Origin of the sequence: Ensifer sp. SL37, assembly GCF_026672675.1 — a bacterium.
Classification (GTDB): Bacteria; Pseudomonadota; Alphaproteobacteria; order Rhizobiales; family Rhizobiaceae; genus Ensifer; species Ensifer adhaerens.
Window position 1 is genome coordinate 1,443,011 of sequence record NZ_JAPPRN010000001.1, and the last position, 18,559, is coordinate 1,461,569.

The 18,559-nt window shown below is 61.4% G+C and carries 16 protein-coding genes; 5 read left to right on the forward strand and 11 right to left on the reverse strand.

Annotated elements, in window-relative coordinates; all coding sequences use genetic code 11:
• Window positions 1-58 precede the first annotated feature (58 nt).
• The 7 genes from OVA00_RS06510 to rfbF form a co-directional block, all read right to left on the reverse strand.
• Window positions 59-496 carry a GtrA family protein gene (locus OVA00_RS06510; protein ID WP_162731905.1) on the reverse strand — a complete coding sequence of 146 codons (438 nt, stop codon included), beginning with the start codon at window positions 494-496 and terminating at the stop codon, window positions 59-61.
• Window positions 468-1,481: a glycosyltransferase family 2 protein gene (locus OVA00_RS06515; RefSeq protein ID WP_112772870.1), complete on the reverse strand. Its 1,014-nt coding sequence runs from the start codon at window positions 1,479-1,481 to the stop codon at window positions 468-470. The genes OVA00_RS06510 and OVA00_RS06515 overlap by 29 nt, the downstream gene beginning before the upstream one ends.
• A gap of 14 nt (window positions 1,482-1,495) precedes the next feature.
• Entirely contained in the window at window positions 1,496-2,476 is a 981-nt protein-coding gene (locus OVA00_RS06520; RefSeq protein WP_112772857.1) for an NAD-dependent epimerase/dehydratase family protein, read from the reverse strand.
• A 93-nt stretch (window positions 2,477-2,569) separates the two neighbouring features.
• Window positions 2,570-3,793, reverse strand: a complete 1,224-nt coding sequence (locus OVA00_RS06525) for a class I SAM-dependent methyltransferase (RefSeq protein ID WP_268088376.1) — start codon at window positions 3,791-3,793, stop codon at window positions 2,570-2,572.
• Window positions 3,794-3,795: 2 nt separating this feature from the next.
• Window positions 3,796-5,046 carry a DegT/DnrJ/EryC1/StrS family aminotransferase gene (locus tag OVA00_RS06530; RefSeq protein ID WP_112976843.1) on the reverse strand — a complete coding sequence of 417 codons (1,251 nt, stop codon included), beginning with the start codon at window positions 5,044-5,046 and terminating at the stop codon, window positions 3,796-3,798.
• Window positions 5,036-6,193, reverse strand: coding sequence for a CDP-glucose 4,6-dehydratase (rfbG, locus tag OVA00_RS06535; RefSeq protein WP_252160689.1), 1,158 nt, complete (start codon window positions 6,191-6,193; stop codon window positions 5,036-5,038). The genes OVA00_RS06530 and rfbG overlap by 11 nt, the downstream gene beginning before the upstream one ends.
• 3 nt (window positions 6,194-6,196) lie before the next feature.
• The gene (gene rfbF, locus OVA00_RS06540; RefSeq protein ID WP_113136146.1) at window positions 6,197-7,021 is read right to left on the reverse strand and encodes a glucose-1-phosphate cytidylyltransferase; all 825 of its coding nucleotides are present in this window, start codon (window positions 7,019-7,021) and stop codon (window positions 6,197-6,199) included.
• A 403-nt stretch (window positions 7,022-7,424) separates the two neighbouring features.
• Between rfbF and OVA00_RS06545 the strand changes: the two genes are divergently transcribed.
• Window positions 7,425-9,062, forward strand: a complete 1,638-nt coding sequence (locus tag OVA00_RS06545; protein WP_113136147.1) for a glycosyltransferase family 39 protein — start codon at window positions 7,425-7,427, stop codon at window positions 9,060-9,062.
• Between the two features lie 38 nt (window positions 9,063-9,100).
• On the opposite strand, the gene OVA00_RS06550 is transcribed toward OVA00_RS06545, so the two are convergent.
• From OVA00_RS06550 to OVA00_RS06560, 3 genes are all read right to left on the reverse strand, one after another.
• On the reverse strand, window positions 9,101-10,204 hold the full coding sequence (locus OVA00_RS06550; protein ID WP_234798809.1) for a glycosyltransferase family 4 protein: 1,104 nt from the start codon (window positions 10,202-10,204) through the stop codon (window positions 9,101-9,103).
• Between the two features lie 73 nt (window positions 10,205-10,277).
• Window positions 10,278-10,937: a response regulator transcription factor gene (locus OVA00_RS06555; RefSeq protein ID WP_089045695.1), complete on the reverse strand. Its 660-nt coding sequence runs from the start codon at window positions 10,935-10,937 to the stop codon at window positions 10,278-10,280.
• A 127-nt stretch (window positions 10,938-11,064) separates the two neighbouring features.
• Window positions 11,065-12,150, reverse strand: coding sequence for a glycosyltransferase (locus OVA00_RS06560; RefSeq protein WP_112772869.1), 1,086 nt, complete (start codon window positions 12,148-12,150; stop codon window positions 11,065-11,067).
• Between the two features lie 425 nt (window positions 12,151-12,575).
• On the opposite strand from OVA00_RS06560, the gene OVA00_RS06565 reads away from it, so the two are divergent.
• Genes OVA00_RS06565 through OVA00_RS06575 form a run of 3 tightly spaced genes read left to right on the forward strand, consistent with a single transcriptional unit; the run spans window position 12,576 to window position 15,240 of the window.
• Window positions 12,576-13,523 carry a methionyl-tRNA formyltransferase gene (locus OVA00_RS06565; RefSeq protein ID WP_268088377.1) on the forward strand — a complete coding sequence of 316 codons (948 nt, stop codon included), beginning with the start codon at window positions 12,576-12,578 and terminating at the stop codon, window positions 13,521-13,523.
• A gap of 42 nt (window positions 13,524-13,565) precedes the next feature.
• Window positions 13,566-14,537, forward strand: a complete 972-nt coding sequence (locus tag OVA00_RS06570) for an ATP-grasp domain-containing protein (protein WP_113136148.1) — start codon at window positions 13,566-13,568, stop codon at window positions 14,535-14,537.
• A 4-nt stretch (window positions 14,538-14,541) separates the two neighbouring features.
• The gene (locus tag OVA00_RS06575; protein ID WP_162733079.1) at window positions 14,542-15,240 is read left to right on the forward strand and encodes an HAD family hydrolase; all 699 of its coding nucleotides are present in this window, start codon (window positions 14,542-14,544) and stop codon (window positions 15,238-15,240) included.
• 90 nt (window positions 15,241-15,330) lie between these two features.
• Here the strand turns inward: OVA00_RS06575 and OVA00_RS06580 are convergent, their stop codons facing one another.
• Window positions 15,331-16,521: a calcium-binding protein gene (locus tag OVA00_RS06580; protein WP_113136150.1), complete on the reverse strand. Its 1,191-nt coding sequence runs from the start codon at window positions 16,519-16,521 to the stop codon at window positions 15,331-15,333.
• A gap of 251 nt (window positions 16,522-16,772) precedes the next feature.
• Here OVA00_RS06580 and OVA00_RS06585 point away from each other — a divergent pair, with 251 nt between their 5' ends.
• Entirely contained in the window at window positions 16,773-18,554 is a 1,782-nt protein-coding gene (locus tag OVA00_RS06585) for a type I secretion system permease/ATPase (protein WP_112976852.1), read from the forward strand.
• Window positions 18,555-18,559: the final 5 nt, after the last annotated feature.

Here is an 18,559-nt window from a genome sequence, read left to right on the forward strand (position 1 = left end):
CGTTCCGTTTGGAAGGTTATGTATTTTTTAAATTTAGATCTTAACTATACTTATTGTTCTAGGCGTTAGTTCTTGTGGTCGTAGTTGGCGCCTCTGAGCCGCGAAAGACCCACAATCGCGACGCCAGATAATTCCAGACAAAGACGATCGGGACGCTGATCACCTTGGCGACCGGTGCCGGGATCGTTAGGGCAAGGCCGGTGACGATCCCCGTCGATATCAAGAGACCCGTCAGGGTGGCAGCGACAAATTTCACCGCCTGCACATGGCTGTGGGCAGCGCGGAAGGTCCAGGTGCGATTGAGCATGTAGCTGACCGCGATGCCGCAGGAATAGGAAACGAGGTTGGACAGCGTTGGCCGAGCCCCCAGGAAATAGAGCGTGTTAAACAACACCATGTCGAGCAGGGTCGTCACGGCTCCCACAGCCGCAAACCGTGCAAGCGTTTCGCCGGCACGCTGCCGGGAGCTAGCGTCTTTTGTTGTCGGCAACGACATCGCCGTGCCTCCAATCCGGCATCGCCGGAGCCGGCCGCCGGTGTTCGTCGTCGTTGAGCGACGCTTCGATAATCGGGGCGGGCCGGCGTTTCGACTGCATGAAGATACGGCCCACATACTCACCCATGATGCCGAGAAAAATCGCGTTCAAGGTGATCGAAATCAGAAGCAGGATCGTTGTCGTTGCAAAGCCCGCCGGCCAGTCCTGGCCGAACAGAAGCTTGCCGACGAGGTAGCCGAACAGAAGCAGCAGCGTTGCTGTGCCCATCACCAGGCTTGCCATCGAGGCCAGTCGCAAGGGTGTCAACGAATGGTTGAGGATCCCATCGACCGCAAGCGACAGCATAGCCTTGAATGGGAACTTGCTTTCACCCGCGACACGGGCCTCACGGTCATACTCGAAGCCAACCTGCGAGAAACCCATCGCACTGATGAGTCCGCGCAGATAGGGCGAGGTGTCGTCGACCTTCCGCAGTTCGTCGAGGATGCGTCGGTCGACAAGGCGGAATTCGCCGGCGTTGAGCGGCAGGTCGTCCTCGCTGAGCGCATTGATACACCAGTAGAAGGCACGGCGGATGCGCGTCGTCAGCCATCCGTCCTTGAGCGTGCGACGGATGCCGTAAACCACCTGGTGTCCGTGGTGCCAAAGCTCCAGCATCCCCGGAATGAGATGGGGCGGATCCTGTAGGTCGCAGTCGATCTGGACCGAGCAGTCGCCCGTGGCAGACTTGTAAGCGACGAGAAGCGAGCGTTGATAGCCGATGTTGCGGCTGAAACGGATCACCCGGACGGTCGGATCCTCGCGGGAGATCTCGGTCAGAATGGGGAATGTGCGGTCGGTGGAATGGTTGTCCATGAAGATGATCTCGCGGTCGTAGCCAGGCAGGCTTCGAAACACGTCAACGATCGCCTCATGGGCGCGCCGAACATTGGACTCTTCGTTGAAAGCCGGCACCAGGATCGAGATTTTGGGTCTCTGCTTCATCGCCACCACCATCTTCACGCCGTTTCTCGAGACCAACGGCCGGCGTTCGAACTGGGCAGCGCGGGGGCCTGCCGGTGCCACTCGACCGTGCGGGTTATTCCCTCGCGCAAGGGGATGCGCGCACTCCAACCGAAGAGGTCCTTGGCGCGCGCCGTCGATGCGCGCAGCTCGTTTGCGCCCGCCGACATTCCTCCCAGACGATATTCGATGAGATCAGGGTCGGCGCCCGTCCGCTCGACGATGAGTTCAGCGACCTCCCGCATGGTTGGTGCGATGCCACTTGCGACATTGACAAGCCGCGTGCTGACCGGCGCGTCGGCGATGCGAAGCAGTGCGTCGACAACGTCGCTCACATGAAGCAGATCGCGACGGTCGCCGGAATGGTGGACAACGCAGGGCTGACCGGCAAGGCAACGTTCGATGAACAGAGGGATCATGAATTCGGTCGACTGCGTTGGGCCATAGACCAGAGCCAGCCTGGTGGTGATCACGGGGAAGGGCAAGCGTCTCTGCAATCCGCCGATGAGGTGGGTCGCAGCAGCGAGTTCGGCACCATAGGCGGTGGCAGGCATTTCCCGGCTCTCTTCCTCATAGGGTCTGGGCGCGGTGCCGTATTCGGCAATCGATCCGGTCCGGATGATTTTCAAGGGCGGATGGGGAACGCTGCTTGCGGCGCCGAGAAGGTTCAACAAAGCGGCGAGGTGTTCTTTGATGCCTGCCTTGGCGTCGCTCAATTCCGCTTCCTCGCGTCTCCTCGGGCGTGCGGCGAGATGGAAGACGAACTCAGGTGAGATCTTAGACAGGCAACACTTCATGGCGTCTTCCGACTGGAGGTCGAAGTTGTGTCGTTCAATCGACTGATCGAGCGCGTCCAGTCGGCTGTCGTCGGAGCCGGGCCGAACCACGACATGGACTTCGTGGCCGACATCAAGGCAGGTTCGCGTCAAATGCGAACCAATGAAGCCAGCAGCGCCCGTAATCAGAACCCTCGACATCGCCCATTCCTATTTGCGCAGGACAGTCGGATTGAAGCCCCGGTCGAGTGCGCTTCCACCGCGACGGGTGGAAACGCCTCACCTCCGTCGTTTTCAGTTGACCATGGCCGGGTACGGCAACGGCACGAGGAAGCGGCCGCCATGCGCGGCGAAGTCCGCCTGCTGCGCGCGGATCTCATCGAAGAAATTCCACGCGAGCACCAGAAGCACGCCGGGCGCATCCTCCCGCAACACGTCCGGGGAGCGAATTGGTATTTTCATGCCCGGCGAATATAGGCCCTGCTTCAAGGCATTCCGGTCAACCAGGTAATCGAGCCTGTCCGGGCCGATCCCAAAATAGTTGAGCAAGGTGTTTCCCTTGGCAGGTGCACCGTAACCTGCGACGGTGACGCCGTCTTTCTTGAGCTGGTCCAGCATGGCGATCAGATCGACGCCGATCTTCCGGATGCGCTCGGCAAAGGCAAGATAGGTATCCGCCTCGAGCATCCCTGCCTTGAGCTCTTCCGCAAGCATCTCGCTGACGATCGCAGTCGGGGGCGTGGCTGTGGCGGCGTGTTTGAGGAAAACGCGCATCGAGCCTCCATGCACGCCGAGACGATGAACATCGACGACGTCAAGGTCGAAGTACCCGCCGAGCTTGACGAGCGATAGTAGGCTGAACTCGGATACATGCTCGTGATAGATCGTGTCGAACTCGTTGTTTTCGAGAAGATTTTTCGCCCAGGGCACTTCGATGACGAAGACACCATCATCGGCCAGCCAGCCTTTGACGCCAGCCATGAAGTCATGAAGATCGCCGATGTGGTTGAACGTGTTTGTGGTGACGATCGCTTTTGCCGAACCGTACTCACTGATCAGTCGGCCTGAGCCGCTATGGGTAAAGTAGCCGACGTCGACGTCGACACCGCGCGAGCGGGCGATCTCGGCCAGGTTCGCCGCCGGGTCGACGCCGAGCGTCTTTCCACCCACCTTGTTGCACGCCGAAAGCAGGAGGCCGTCATTGCAGCCGATGTCGACGATGAGCCCGTCGCCGGCGGCCTTCTTCAAAATTCCGGCCAGTCCAGCAAAATGGTCATGCATGGATGTAGCGCTCGATGGGACGTAGAGATAGTGCTCAAAGAATCCGTCGGGAACCTGGTCGGAGACCTGGATCAATCCACAGGTCAGGCAGGCCTGCGAGTCTAGCGGATACATGGGCTGGTTCGCGGGCACATCTTCCGGGCGCACGAAGCTGTTTGCCGGTGGGTGATCGCCCATGCAGAGAAACGTCAGTGGGTCGGCTGCAAGGCAGGCGCGGCATCTCAAAAGGCGTGTCATTTTCAAGCTCCAGGTTGCTCAAAGGAGGCTGTTTGCTGCTGGCGGCGCTTGCTGGCGCCCGAGCTCGCGAATTGCGTGGCGAAATCGCTGAACGACTGGTGGATATGGTCCAGGTGCGCCTGTGTCAGGCCATGGTGGCAGGCGAGCAGAATGCCGCCGCGCATCACGTCGTCGGCGACCGGATAGCCGCGCGGCTCGACCTTGCTATGAACGCCGCTCATCGCCGGTTGGCGCAGGATGTTTCCGGTAAACACCGGTCGGGTCTGGATGTCGCGCTGTTCCAGGAAGATCTGCATCTCCCGGCGGGTGAATGGCGCATCCGCGCGCACAGTCATCGGGAATGCCAGCCATCCGGTTCGCGAAAGCGGCAATTGCTTCGGCAGGACGAACCAGTCCTCGTAGGCCTCGAAGAAGGCGCGCTGCTTGGCGAAGTTGCCCTCGCGCGCATCGATGTTTTGCTGCAGCCGATCGAGCTGGACAAGCCCGAACGCCGCGCCCATTTCGGACGGTTCGATGTTGAAACCCAGCACTTCGAACACGAACTTGGCGTCGTAGTCGAAGCCGTCGAGGTCGATGTTGAACCGGTTCTCGATGGTCTCGGACTCGACAAAGAGCGAGGATGTGCGGCCCCAGGAGCGATAGAGCATTGCCTTTCGCGCCAGTTCGTCGTCGTTGACGCAAACCATGCCGCCGTTGCCCGCCGCGGTGATGACATGCGAGCCATAGAAGCTGGTCGTGCTGATATCGGACCGCGCGCCGGTGCTTGTATCCCTGATCGTCGCGCCGAGCGTGTCGGCGCTGTCTTCGATCACCAGCAGTTTGTGCGCGTCGGCGATGGCGCGAATGCGATCCCAGTCGGGCAGGTTCCCGATCAGCGAAGGGATCATCACCGCCTTCGTCTTTCTGGTAATCATCCGCTCGATCGCATCGACATCGATATTGTAGGTACCTTCGACGACGTCGACGAAAGCCGGGATAAGACCGGCGCGCACGATCGGGGCGACGGTCGTCGCAAAGGTCAATGCGGGCGTGATGACCTCCGATCCCTTCGGAAGGTCGGCGATTTCGATGGCGAGATGGTTCGCGGACGAACCTGAATTCACCATGATGCCATGCCGTTTCGCAAAGAGCATCGCGACACGTTCCTGCATCGTCCTGACGGCCGTGCCCATCTGTGTCGATGAGCGCAGGACTGCCACGACGGCATCAATCTCTTCCTGACCGTAAACGGACTGTCCGTAATTAACTCGCATCTTTCCAATCTCCGATGTCGCGCAATGGCAATGGTCTTGCTTCGTGTTCGACTTCCTGTTTCCAGGCGGCGGTGTATTGCTCGATCTGATGCTCCGAGAACGACCGTATGTTCCTCGGATCCTCCCTATACTTGCGGTACCAGGCGACAGTCATGGTTACGGTGTCGCGCAGGCGCAGCACCGGCTTCCAGCCGAGTTCCGTGCGGGCCTTGGTGCTGTCGAGGCGCAGGATGGTCGATTCCACCGGTGCGTTTACCTGCGGCTCGACGATGTACTTCGGTGGCGCGTCACCCCATTGGGCAACGACCATGTCGGCAAGCGTTCCGACATTGACGGTCGCTTCCTGGTCGGGGCCGAAATTCCAGCCGCCGGCAAAGCGCGTTCTGCCTTGAAGTAAGTGCGCCGCCAGCATCATGTAGCCGCGAAGCGGCTCGAAGACATGCTGCCACGGCCGGATGCTCGACGGATTGCGCAGCCGCGCGGGGCTGCCGCCTTCCACCGAACGGACCAGATCGGGCACGAGCCTGTCGGCACCCCAGTCGCCGCCGCCGATGACGTTGCCGGCGCGCACGCTGACGAGCTGCGGCCCGTTGGGGTCATTGAAGAACGAGGATCGATAGGCCGCTGCGACGAGTTCGGCGCAGCCTTTCGACGAGCTGTAGGGATCGCGCCCGCCCATCGGATCGTTTTCCCGATAGCCCCAGACCCATTCGCGGTTCTCGTAGCACTTGTCGCTGGTGACGACGATTACGCCCTTCAGGGATTTCATGCGCCTTGCCGCATCGAGCACGATGGCGGTGCCGACGACATTGGTCGCATAGGTATCGACCGGATTCTCGAACGACGTCCGCACCACGGCCTGCGCGGCCATGTGAATGATGAGATCGAAATTCTGTCCTTCGATGGCCCCCGCCACGTCGGCGGTAGACCGGATGTCGCCCTCGTGGCCATCGACAACGTCGCCGAGGTCGGCCGCCAAGTAGAAGGACGGTATCGACGGTGGCAGCGAGAGGCCGACCACCGATGCGCCCAGTCGCCTTAGCCAAAGCGAGAGCCAGCCTCCCTTGAAGCCGGTGTGTCCCGTGATCAGGATCTTGCGACCACGGAACGCCTCGGCAAGGTCGGGCTCGCTGGTGATCAGAGCCATGTCCTACATCCGTACGTGATGGGTTGAGGGGGCGCCCGTCGCGGCGGCTAGGTGATCGCGTTCGAAGCGCAGCCACGGCGGATCTTCGCTTTCGCACAGCCCGTTCAGGTAATCGCGATCGCGGATCGTATCCATCGGATGCCAGAAGCCGTGATGCTTGTAGGCAAACAGTTGACCGGCCCTGGCGAGATTGGTCAGCGGCGACATTTCGAGCGGTTCGGAAAGGCTCGGAATGTAGTCGAGGACGCCGGGTTCAAAGACGAAGAAGCCGCCGTTGATCCAGGTTTCCTTCTTCTGCACCTTCTCGGTGAACTCGACGACCTGGTCACCTTCGATCTCGAGGTTGCCGAAACGGGCCGGTGGCTGCACGGCGGTAACTGTCGCAAGGCGCCCGTGCGAGCGGTGAAACGCCAGCAGCGCCTCTATGTCGATGTTTCCGACGCCGTCCGAATAGGTCACCATGAAAGGCTCGTTGTCGAGCCATTCGCGCAGCCGCAGGAGCCGCCCTCCAGTCATCGTCGACAGGCCGGTGTCCACGACAGAGACATTCCAGTCGAGCGGATGATTGGGGTGCAGCACCATCGAGCCGCTTCCGAGCGCAACGGTAAAGTCTGCGGTCGACAGATGGAAGTTATGGAAGAAGCTCTTGATCGACATGCACTTATAGCCGCCGGCGACGACAAAGTCGCGGTGCCCCCAGTGGCTGTAAATGTCCATGACGTGAAGAATGATGGGTTTGCCACCAATCTCGACCATCGGCTTGGGAATACGCGTGGTTTCCTCGGCCAGGCGCGAGCCAAGCCCTCCCGCAAAGAGAACGACTTTCATAGCGGTCTCCAAGAAGATATGTTTGGGATAGTGTTGACGTCTCAGGTTTTATTCATGAGCAATCGCGATCCAATGCGCGATTTGAGCGTTTTCAATAACTGATTAAAATGCACGTCAATAAAAGCAGGTGGTTACCTGCGCGCTACGGAATATGTCTGGATAAGTCCCAGGGTTTCCGTTATGTTAAGTAACTAATATACAAGAAATACCTTATATTCTGCTTGGCCGCAAGCCTTTTTACGTGTCAGGTTTATCCCTGCACGCTTGTCGGGGTTGTCCCGCTAGGCCATGCGCCGCTGCGCATTACGATCCTGTGTGATCTATTTGAAGCCGTGTGCGACTGCATCGTTCCCGTCGCCAGCCTGTATTTTATACTTCGTCTATTTTTGTTCGGAGTTTTTGCATGACCTATCCAGCAAGTGTTTCTTCGGAAAGACAGGAAACTGTTGAAGGAAAATCGGTCGGGATTTTCTATCAAGTCGCCGCGGCCCTGTTCTTCCTGTCCGTTTTCTATTTTCTGTTTCTTCGGATCATGAATTTCGAGATGCGGCGAGACGAGCAGCTGTATGTGCCGCCGGCCAGGCTCTTGAACGACCAGTCGCTCTACGCCGATTTCTTCTACAATCATCCGCCGGCCTCTGCGTGGTACTTCTACGGCATCAGCAAGCTGACCGGGTCCAGCGACCTGCTCTTAAGCGGTCGCCTCGGTGTCTTCCTGGCCTGGATCCTTATGGCAGTCGCTGTCGGCGGCGTGGTGTATGTGTTGACGCGTTCGGCTTGGGCAACTGTCTGTGTCGGCATCCTGTCGCTGGTGAACGAGTTGTTCCTGACGCAGACGGGTGTCGGCGCCACCAACAATTTCCTGCCGTGGCCCTTCGCCTTTCTCGGCCTCAGTCTTTTTCTTCTCGCCCTGCGTAATGAACAGCGCCGTTCGTTTTTGGTGGCGCTGGCCGGGTTTCTGCTGGCCTTGGCCGTGTGTTTCAAGCTGAGCGCCATCGCCTTCATCCCGGCCGTGGCCGTGGCCGCATTCCTTCTGCCGCGATCGCTGGCGCTGAAGGATCGTATTGCCAAGGTCGCGGCGCCGCTGCTGGTCGGCGGTCTTGCCGGCGGCGCGCCGATCCTTTTTTATCTCGTCAGGGATCCGCAGCTCTTCCTGGCGCATGTGGTGCGCTACCATACCGGTCCGCATCCGCAATACTGGCGGCTGATGAGCGGCGACGGGGAGGGCGGGGCGATGTCGCTCGCCCAGAAACTGGTCATGGCGCAGGATATATGGCTAGCGCCGGCCGTGGCCGTGGCGCTTGCGGCGATCATCGCCGTCGCGTTCATCGTTCTTGCCCGGCGCACCGACAACGTGGCGGTCGAACCACAGCTGCGCATGGGGGAGGTGCTCGTGCTTGCGGGCGTGCTCGTCTGCAGCTTTGTGCTGAGCTTCGTTCCGACGCCCGGGTTCCCCCAGTATTTTGCGCCGCCGCTCGTCTGCCTTCCGCTGGCGTTTGGCCTTTTGCTCGAGGCACTTGGTCCGCGCGCACTCCCCACGGTGCGGCCGATCCTGCTGTCGGCCGTACTTGTCGTCCTTGCGGTCAACGCGCCGCGCCTTGGTCAATACCTCGGCAAGGCGACCCATCCGCAGCAGTGGACGACGATGCGCGTGCATGAGGGAGGCGTGACGATTGCTGAGAGAATGCAGGCCGCCGGCGTCACCGGCAAGGTTGCGACGCTCGCGCCCATCTATCCGCTGGAAGGCGGCCTCGATGTCTATGCCGAGCTGGCGACAGGGCCGTTTGCCTACCGCACCGCCGACATGACGAGCCCCGAGCTGGCGAAGTACTACAAGATGACGTCACCATCGACGATCGAAGCGCTGTTCGAGAAAGACCCGCCGGCGGCGTTTCTGCTTGGCTTTGAAGACGAACTGGAAAAGCCGATGCGTGCCTATGCGGAAAGCCACGGCTACGTGCAGTCCGCGTCTCTCGGTTTCAAGGACAGATATGGGATCCCGACCCTCTACCTGAAGCCAGCAACGCCGCCCGGGTCGTGATCGGGTGATGCGGCGTCGCCTCCTGAGGCGGTGCCGTATCAGGTCGATACGCGCGCTGCCGGGTAAAGCGCGTGGGTCTCTTCAGGAGCGGCGATGACGTCATCCCACTGCTTTAGCACCGACTGGATAGCGTAGCGCGTGGCAACCGCGCGTGCGCCCATGGCGCCGATCTGGTGCCGGAGTGTCGCGTCGGCCGCCAGGCGGGCTATCGCGTCTGCCAGTCGGCGAGTGTCCTCCTTGGGGACGAGCATGCCAACCGCCGGCGTGTCGATGATTTCCGACGGCCCCCAAGGACAATCAAAGGCGATGCTGGCAAGGCCCGCGGACATCGCCTCCAGCAGCACATTTGGGAAGCCTTCGAAGCGCGAACTGAGGACGAAGATATCGCCGGCGTTGATCCACTCGACCGGTGATTTCGTGGTGCCCGGTAGACGAACGCGGTTTGAAAGGCCGAGGCGTCGGATCTGTTCCTCGAGCACGGGCCGTTCCGGGCCTTCGCCGAAGATTGTCAGCGTCATGTTCGGCGCGCGCCCCGCGATATCGGCAAAGGCGTCTATCAACAGATCGAAGCCCTTCTGCCTGTTCAGGCGGCCGACGGCTAGCACGCGGGTGTCAGTGCCTGACTGTTTTTCACGTACATGCTGAAGCGTGATCGGGTTGGGGATGATCACGGCCTTGGCTTTGAGGGGCGGCGGCAGCGAATTGACCGCTTCCGTCGTCTGCATCACCAGCCGCTCCGCCAGGCGAGCCGCCAGCGGCCGCGCCAATCGCCATAGCGGGTTCATGTCTTGCGTATTGAAGTTGTTTCGCTCGGAAAGGACGAGCCGCAGGCCGAGGCCGCGGCTGGCAAGCACGACTATGATGTTGACCTTCGTCAGAAAGGAGATGACGAGGTCCGGCGATAGGGCGCGCAGGCGCGCGCGCAATCGGGCGATACGCTCGACTGTCCTGAACACAGGCACCGACGAGCCGCCGCCCAGCGCCTCCACGCGGACGGACCTGTCATAGGCAAAGTAGGTCTCCGGGGTTTCCGCATTGAGCGCGAGCACGTGCACGTCATCACCGCGGGCCGAGCGATGGCGCGCGAGGATGTTGACGACCTTTTCAGCGCCGCCGGCACCAAGCCCCGAAAGCACAAACACAATTCGCAATGGCGGCTCCTGTCTCGATTAGGGGCAAGCTGACATCCCGCCTGCGCCCCGACCCGACCACGGCTTATACGGCGCTCATCCAGCCGTGGGTCAAGGCGAAATGGACAATCTGCGCCCGCGTGTGGAGCTGCAGCTTCTCCGTCGCGCGGGCCTTATATGTTTCGATCGATTTGACGCTGACATTGGCGCGCGCGCCAATTTCCTTGTTGGAATACCCAAGGGCTACGAGGCGTAGAACGTCTTGCTCGCGACGGGTCAGCCCCGGCACCCCCTCCGTCTTCATCGCGCGCGACCCGGGATTTGGTGCCGTGCGCGTCAGTTCCTGGGCAGTTGGCGGATCGAGGTAGAGCCCACCATGCGTGACGGAGCGAACGGCAAGTAGCAGGTGTTCTGGCGCAGAGCATTTCTGGAGGAAGCCCTTGACGCCGATCTGAAGCGCCTGCTGCGCGTAGGAGCGCTCCGGGTAAATCGTCATCACCACCACATAGGCCGAAAGCTGCTGCTTGAGTATTTGCTCCGCGAGCGTAAGGCCGCTCATGTCGGGAAGGGCAATATCGATGACCGAAACGTCCGGCTCTGTTTCCTTGATCAGCGCCAGCGCCTCCGCACCCGTTCCGGCCGAGCCGACGCAGACGATATCGTTGGTCGTCTCGATCGTCGCGCGGGCGCCGACGATGACGAGCGGATGGTCGTCGATGATGACTGTGCGTATCGGCTTCGTCATGCTGCCCGCCTGACTGTCGGCGCCAAGTCCCCCGGCATTCGCTTAGGTCGCGCCTCTTTGTTATTGTCGTTCATGTGTCGGTCCCCCTCTCCGAATTTTTTCCGCAGCTTGAGCCGTGCGGTGGCTGCTAGAAGTTCCTCAGGAAATTGGAGTAACGCCGTTCGATGTTGTGCAGCGTGTATTCGCTTTCGATACGATTGCGGGCGAGATGCGCGTACCGGGCATATTCCTCCGGCGATAGGTCGAGCACCTTGCGCATGGCGTCGGCAAAGGCCTCGGGATTGCGGGCGGGCACGACGATCCCGGCATTGCCGGCAACCTCTGCCGCGTCTCCCACGTCCGTTGCCACCACCATTTTTGCGTAGCTCATCGCCTCGGCAACGACGTTCGGAAAGCCTTCTGTTCTGGAGGACAGGGCGAGGATGTCGATGCTGCGGTAGAAATCCTCCATGTCCGCGACCTCGCCCCTGAGGTCGATGGCCTCGCTTGGCAATCCGGCATCGGAAATCAGCTGGACGACTTCGGGATTGTCCCAGGCTAGTCCCCGTCCGGCCGCGAGAAAGCGCGTGTCGGGATGGGTGCGCAACACCGAGGCGGCGGCGCGAAAGAAGGTGGCGTGATCCTTCTGCGGGTGGAAACGCGCGACGATCCCGATCCGCCGGGGCGGCGCTTCATGGCCTGCTGCCACTGCCGGAATTTCAAAGCCGTTCGGGATGACGACCGAATTCAGGTTGCGGTAGCCATAGGCGCGGTGCATTTCGCGCGCGCGCGACGAATTGTAAATGATGCCGGAGGCCGAGCCGGAGAGCACGCGGGCAGCGGCGATCGCCATATGCGAGCTTCGCGACAGCGAGGCGACATCATCCAGCGACTGGCGAACATTCCAGATGACCGGCGTTGCGCGGCGCGCAAGCTTGGCAGCGACCGTGCCGACCACCATGGCGTGGTACATCCAGCACAGCATGACACTCGGCTTTTCCTGGCGGATGATGTTGGCAAGCCGCATCGTGCCGTGCAGGATGGCCGGGAGCGAGTGTGCGCCGAGCGCCACATACTCGACGCGCGGATTGTCCGCGAGGTCACGGTTTCGCGCCGAGACATCGAGCAGCGATACGACCATAACGCGTTCGTCAGATGACGCCTTGAGCAGGCGCGCGAGCATCGTCTCAGCTCCGGCGCTTGCGCTGAAATTGGTGATCAAATGCAATATCATACCGTGGATCCGAAGTTGCGCCGCCGTTTGGGCCTTCGTCCGCATTCCCTGAGCCTGACGACAGGGCGCACCTGGGTGCTTCCCGGCGGGGGCACAAGCATTAAATTCCTGGACGCGCCCAGTGCACGCCAAGACATCAACTTCCTATTGCCTCGATTATGGACACTTCGGACGCGATTATTTCTGAAATAGGTTCGTACTCTAAATTGACCTTCCAGGGCGCGCCCTAGAATGCAGTGGTTTCAAGATACAACGGCAGACACTGTCATGCAATTATTCTCTTGCAGTATAGCCCGGCTCTGAAATAGCATCCCGTCATATCATACTTGAAATACATTAATATCGCCCGGATGGGTTATTTCTTCCCTTGGTTGTGATCCGAGTTGTATATTGCGCTCTGACACATTGTGCATTTGAGAACCAAAATGCGTTTTGCTCTGGTTGGTGCCGTCGAAGGATCCTTAATCGCGCTCAATGCCCTGTTGGCGAAGGGGATGCTGCCGTCCCTGGTGGTTACGCTGCCGCCGGAGGCTGCGGATCGCCATTCCGATTTCGCGGACTTGACGACGCCGGCGCGCGCGGCAGGCAGCGCGGTCTGCCATACGACCAATGTGAACGCCGAAGACACGCTCGCAGCCATCCGCGCGAGCGCCCCGGACCTCGTCCTGGTCCTCGGCTGGTCGCAGATCTGCCGCGAGGCCTTCCGTGCCATCCCGCGGCTGGGCGTGATCGGGTTTCACCCGTCGGCGCTGCCGCGTCTGAGAGGCAGGGGTGTTATCCCCTGGACCATCCTGCTTGACGAAAAGACCACGGGTTCGTCGCTCTTCTGGATCGACGAGGGCACGGATTCCGGCCCCATCATTCTGCAGCGTCTGTTTTCCGTCGCGCCGGATGAGACCGCGCGTAGTCTCTACGGTAAGCATGTGCGCAATCTGGCGGAGATGGTGCCGGAGGCCGTTGAATTGGCCGCAGCCGGCAAGGCGCCGCGGGTCGAGCAGGACCACAGCCTGGCGAACTATTGTGCAAAGCGTGTCGCCGAGGATGGCTTGATCGATTGGCAGCGCCCGGCAGCGGAGGTGCTGCGACTGATCAGGGCGGTCGGCGAGCCCTATCCCGGCGCCTTTTCGCGCCCGGACGGAAAGGTCGTCCATATCGATGCGGCGCGGCCCTTCGCGGACTCCTTCCGTTACATCGGCCTTGCCGCGCAAGTTCAGACTCATACGGCGGATGGCTTTACCGTCATGTGCGGAGACCGGCAGTGCATCGAGGTAACCGCGTGGCGCACGGCCGACGGCCGGCGCCCCCCGGTGCACAGCAAGTTGGGAGCGTCGCGCGGGCATTGCATCGGGTTCAGTCAGGCGGGGCCACAGTGATTGCCTTGGCCCCTCGTCCTAACAGTCAAGGAGAAGGCTTGTATGGCGTACCGATCGTTCAAGATCCTTGTCTCTTCCGCGGGAAGGCGTGTTGGCCTGATCGAGTGTTTTCGCCGGGCAGCGCGCGCGCTGGACATCGATCTCCAAATTCTGGCCTGCGATCTTGATCCTGACCTGAGCGCGGCCTGTGCAGTCGCCGACCGGGCTTTCGCGGTACCCGCCTATAATCACCCGGAGTTCACGGGCCGCCTGGCGGAGATCGCGCGGGCGCATGATGTGCGCCTGCTCGTACCAACGATCGATCCCGAACTGGTGCCGCTTGCGGCAGCGGCGAGGGATTTCGACCGCTTCGATTGCCGCGTGCATGTGAGCACTCCGCCGGTCATCGACGTTGTGCGCGACAAGCTCGAAACCATGCGCGTGCTCGACGCGGCCGGGGTGCCGGTCCCGCGAACCGGCATGCTGGAGGAGGTTCGCGGCGAACTCTCCCGCTGGGACTGGCCGCTGTTCCTCAAGCCCAATGCCGGGAGCGCAAGCCGCTCGATCAGCATGGTGCGCGCAATGGCCGATCTGCCTGAAACGACAGCAGAGCCGATGATCCTGCAGCAATATCTCGACGGCCCGGAGCATACGGTCAATGCGTTCGTCGATGACGGTGGCACATTGCAGTCGGTCATTTCGCATCGGCGCTTGCGCATAAGGGCAGGCGAAGTCGAAAAGGGGGTCACCGAGCGCCATCCGGCGCATCGGGCGATGGCTGAGGGTATCTTGCGGGCGTTGCCCGATTTGCGCGGTGCGTTCTGTTTCCAGGTCATGGACGATCGCCTGACCGGCCCTCGGGTGATCGAAATCAACGCCCGTTTCGGCGGCGGCTATCCGCTCGTGGATCATGCCGGCGCGACTTTTGCCCAATGGCTGCTGGAGGAAGTGGCAGGCTTGCCGAGAACGGTCCACGACGATTGGCGAGAAGGTGTGCTGATGCTGCGATACGATGCAGCGGTGTTCCGGGGATAGGCGGATGGGCGAGCAGGTGCTTGTCTTCGATCTCGACGATACGCTCTATCTGGAGCGGGATTTTGCCGCAAGCGGCTTCAGGGCCGTTGATGCCTGGCTGGCGAACCATCTGGGCGCGGAAGGCTTTGCCGGGCATTGCGAGGCAGCTGCTGCGAGCGGGCACAGCGGGCGCGTTTTCGATACGGCGCTGGCAGCGATCGGCATTGCCATCGACGAAGCGTTGGTCGGCCAGTTGGTTGCCGTCTACCGCGGACACCGGCCGGAAATAGCTCTCGCCGACGATGCTCGCCGCTATCTGGAGCGTGCGCGCGTCGGCCGAAGAGCGATCATCACCGACGGGCCGGCGGCCACGCAACAGGCCAAGGTCAAGGCGCTGGGGCTCGAAGCCTTGGTGGACCGGGTGATCTTCACTGATCTTTGGGGGAGAGAATTCTGGAAACCGCATGCACGGGCCTATGAGGCGATCGAGACCTGGGCGGACGTCAAGCAGGACAATCTCGTCTACATCGCCGACAATCCGCTCAAGGATTTCGTCACGCCACGCCGGCGCGGATGGCAAACTGTGATGGTCGCGCGCGAAGCGCGGGTTCACCGCACGGCGGCGCCGGACGAGGCGCACCAAGCCGATAGGCGGATCAGCGATCTAGACGAACTGGACGAGGCATTGCGGTCACTCGCCGCTGGTGAAGCGGTCTCTCGGTGAGCTTTTCGCGAACGGGACTGCCAGTAGAGGCAGGAACTGGCGGAAGTGGCGGCCGCGGAGCGCGTATTCAAACCCGCGGCCGCCGGTATTTTATGCGAAGGTGAAGTCCGCCGCGCTGAAGTTGGCCGCAGACAGGGTACCGTTCGGATCGTCGACGACGATCTGGAAGGCGTGGCCGGCCGAATCCTGTGCCTTCAGGATCACGTCGCCGCTGGCGTCGTCATAGGCATAGACCGTGCCGGGACCACCTGTGTTGGCGTAGCGGGTGATGCCGAGCTTTTCGAGCACGATGCGATCGAGACCATCCTGGTAGTCCATGATGGTATCCCGTCCATCGAGTGCGCCCGCGCCCTTGAGCACGAAGCGGTCGGCGTCGGCGCCGCCCCAGAGGAAGTCTGAGCCGGTGTCGCCGATCAGGGTATCCCTGCCGGCATCGCCGCGGATCGTGTCGTTGCCCGAGCCGCCATAGAACAGGTCATCGCCATCGCCACCATTCAGCGTGTCGTTGCCGTCTTCGCCGCTGATGCTGTCGTTGCCGCCATCACCGTAGACGAGGTCGTCGCCTGCGCCGACGCTGATCCGGTCGACGCCGGCACCGCCATGGGCCTCATCGCGACCGCTCTCGGAATCGAGAATGTCGTTGCCGTCGCCGCCGTCGAGATAGTTGTCGCCGTCGCCGCCGTCGACCCGGTCATCGCCGATGCCGCCATAGACGTGGTCATTGCCGGACTGGCCCTTGAGCGCGTCGTTGCCGCCTTCGCCATAGATGTAGTCGTCGCCGGCACCGCCACCGACGGCCTGCGTCGTTACCTGGCCGGTTGCCGGGTTGACGCGGTTGACGAAACCGTCATTACCGTCGCCGGCATAGATGATGTCATTGCCAGCGCCACCATCGATATATTCCTCGCCGGCGCCGCCGTAGAAGGTATCGTTGCCGGCACCGCCGAGCATGGTGTCGTGGCCATCGCCGCCGTCGAGGATGTCGTCGCCGTCCTCGCCGTCGAAGATGTCGTTGCCCAGGCCACCGACGAAGTGGTCGTTGCCAAGGCCGCCATCGAAGGAGTCGTTGCCGACGCCGCCTTCAGCATAATCGTCGCCTGGACCGGCCTTGAAGAAGTCGTTGCCGTCGCCACCGTACATGCGGTCGTTGCCGTCGCCACCGTCGAGATAGTCGTCTCCGGCATAGCCCCAAAGGCTATCGTCGCCGCCATATCCATAAATTGTGTCAGCTACGTTCGTGCCATAAAGCGTGTCAGCTACGGGTCTTCCCTTAACGATCATGTTTCCATCCTTTATTAGTGGGGCAGAATACGCGCCGTTGCTTTTACCGACCGCCGCGCAATGACAGCAAGCGACCTTAGCGTGTGAAAACTGTGATCTGTCGTGTTAAATGGTGGGGGTCTAAAATAGCATCTATAAGCAACCGCTACAACAGATGTATAGTACCTACTCAACCTCCGGCACGTTGACATCGGGGAACACTTCCATCGATACGGCCCCACTCAAATTCCTGGAAACGGTGTCGTTGCAGCATGGTAGACAACAGAATCACAAGCGGCAGTTTACGATCTGCGTTCCGGCGCAGCGTCATAGATCTCGGCTTGTTCTCGACGGTCGTCAACGTGTTGGCGCTGACCTCGCCGCTGTTCCTGATCCAGGTTTATGATCGGGTTTTGCCCTCTTCGAGCATCGAAACGCTCGTCTATCTCACGATTATCGCGTTCCTTGCCTTCGCGTTCCTCGGCCTGCTTGATGTGATCAGGGCGATCTATGCGGTGCGCATGGCGGCCAAGCTCGACAGCGAGCTCGGGGCGGCCGCCTTTGCGAACGTGGTCGCGGCAGCGGGCCGGGAACCGGGCGATATCCAGCCTTTGCGCGATCTTGCGACCGTTAGAGGCTTCGTCGCTTCACGCGGCACGCCGGTCCTCTTTGACCTGCCGTTCTCGCCGGTGTTCGCCGCACTCCTTTATCTCCTGCATCCGCTGCTCTTTCTGATGACGACGATCGGCGCGATCGTGATCCTGCTTATGGTTTTCCTCAATCAGTACATGAACAAGAAGGCGTCGCAGTTCGCGCAGGAGCGTATCACCAGCGCTAATCTCACGGCGCAGATGTTCAGCCGCAATGCCGAGACTGTGCGTGCGATGGGCATGACGAACAATGTCGGTGAGGTCTGGGGCCGCCAGTTTGCTGCCGCGACCGCGGCAGCCGACGGAAGCCTCGTCGTCAACGCAATCTTCGGCGGCATATCGCGATCGATCAGAATGATCCTGCAGATGGCGATCCTTGCTGTTGGCGCGACCCTTGTCTTAAAGGGGCAGATGACTGCCGGCATGATTTTCGCGTCGTCGATCCTATCGGGCCGCGCGCTGCAACCGCTCGATCAGCTGGTGGGGATCTGGAAGCAGGCAATGGATGCGCGCAGCGCCTGGTCGCGGTTCGAAAAGGTGATCGAGGCCGGCAGTGTCGATAGCCGCAAGCTTCTGTTGCCGAACCCCGCCGGCGATATCGCCGTGCGTGATTTGCTCTATGTTTCGCCCGACGCTGGAGCCGACCCTGAGCCGATCCTGAAGCGGCTGAATTTCACGATCGCTGCCGGCGAAAGCGTTGCAGTGGTCGGCCCGAGCCGGGCGGGCAAGTCGACGCTCGCGCGGCTTCTGACCGGCGCCATTGCCCCGACAGCGGGCTCGATCACCATCGACGGTGCGGACCTGAGAACCTGGGACGTGGCGCAGCTCGGCAGCCTCATCGGCTATCTCTCACAGGACGTGCAGCTGTTGCCGGGCACGATCGCCGCCAATATCTCCCGCTTCGAGCCGGATGCAGCCGACGAGGCGGTGGTGGCGGCCGCGCGCGCGGCTCATGCCAATGATCTCATCCTGTCCCAGACGAAGGGCTATCAGACCCCGATCGGGCCCGGTTCCAACAATCTCTCCGGCGGCGAGCGGCAGCGCATCGGGCTTGCGCGCGCCTTCTACGGCTCCCCGCGCCTTCTTGTTCTCGACGAGCCGAACGCCAACCTCGACAGCGAAGGGGAAGCGGCACTCGGACGGGCGCTGAGAGACGCGAAAGCGCGGGGCGTCACGGTCGTCATTGTCACGCACCGCATTTCGATTGCCACGACGTGTGACCGGATCCTGGTGATGAAGAATGGCAGGATTGATGACTTCGGTCCAACGGACGAGGTGGCGCGCCGCGCGCAGTCCGACCGGGCGGACCGGGCCGCGAAGGCAGCGACCGCCAAGCGGCCGTCGAACCTGCCGACTGCAAACATTTCCACCTTCCTACCTGGCAGAACCGGGGATCGGCCATGACGGCG

Bases quoted from the DNA above. Each gene is read 5' to 3' on its own strand.
- OVA00_RS06565 (WP_268088377.1), top strand. From the start codon at position 12,576: ATGCGTTTTGCTCTGGTTGGTGCCGTCGAAGGATCCTTAATCGCGCTC.
- OVA00_RS06520 (WP_112772857.1), bottom strand. From the start codon at position 2,476: ATGTCGAGGGTTCTGATTACGGGCGCTGCTGGCTTCATTGGTTCGCAT.
- OVA00_RS06525 (WP_268088376.1), bottom strand. From the start codon at position 3,793: ATGACACGCCTTTTGAGATGCCGCGCCTGCCTTGCAGCCGACCCACTG.
- OVA00_RS06580 (WP_113136150.1), bottom strand. From the start codon at position 16,521: ATGATCGTTAAGGGAAGACCCGTAGCTGACACGCTTTATGGCACGAAC.
- OVA00_RS06545 (WP_113136147.1), top strand. From the start codon at position 7,425: ATGACCTATCCAGCAAGTGTTTCTTCGGAAAGACAGGAAACTGTTGAA.
- OVA00_RS06555 (WP_089045695.1), bottom strand. From the start codon at position 10,937: ATGACGAAGCCGATACGCACAGTCATCATCGACGACCATCCGCTCGTC.
- OVA00_RS06515 (WP_112772870.1), bottom strand. From the start codon at position 1,481: ATGAAGCAGAGACCCAAAATCTCGATCCTGGTGCCGGCTTTCAACGAA.
- OVA00_RS06510 (WP_162731905.1), bottom strand. From the start codon at position 496: ATGTCGTTGCCGACAACAAAAGACGCTAGCTCCCGGCAGCGTGCCGGC.
- rfbG (WP_252160689.1), bottom strand. From the start codon at position 6,193: ATGGCTCTGATCACCAGCGAGCCCGACCTTGCCGAGGCGTTCCGTGGT.
- OVA00_RS06570 (WP_113136148.1), top strand. From the start codon at position 13,566: ATGGCGTACCGATCGTTCAAGATCCTTGTCTCTTCCGCGGGAAGGCGT.
- OVA00_RS06530 (WP_112976843.1), bottom strand. From the start codon at position 5,046: ATGCGAGTTAATTACGGACAGTCCGTTTACGGTCAGGAAGAGATTGAT.
- rfbF (WP_113136146.1), bottom strand. From the start codon at position 7,021: ATGAAAGTCGTTCTCTTTGCGGGAGGGCTTGGCTCGCGCCTGGCCGAG.
- OVA00_RS06560 (WP_112772869.1), bottom strand. From the start codon at position 12,150: ATGATATTGCATTTGATCACCAATTTCAGCGCAAGCGCCGGAGCTGAG.
- OVA00_RS06585 (WP_112976852.1), top strand. From the start codon at position 16,773: ATGGTAGACAACAGAATCACAAGCGGCAGTTTACGATCTGCGTTCCGG.
- OVA00_RS06575 (WP_162733079.1), top strand. From the start codon at position 14,542: ATGGGCGAGCAGGTGCTTGTCTTCGATCTCGACGATACGCTCTATCTG.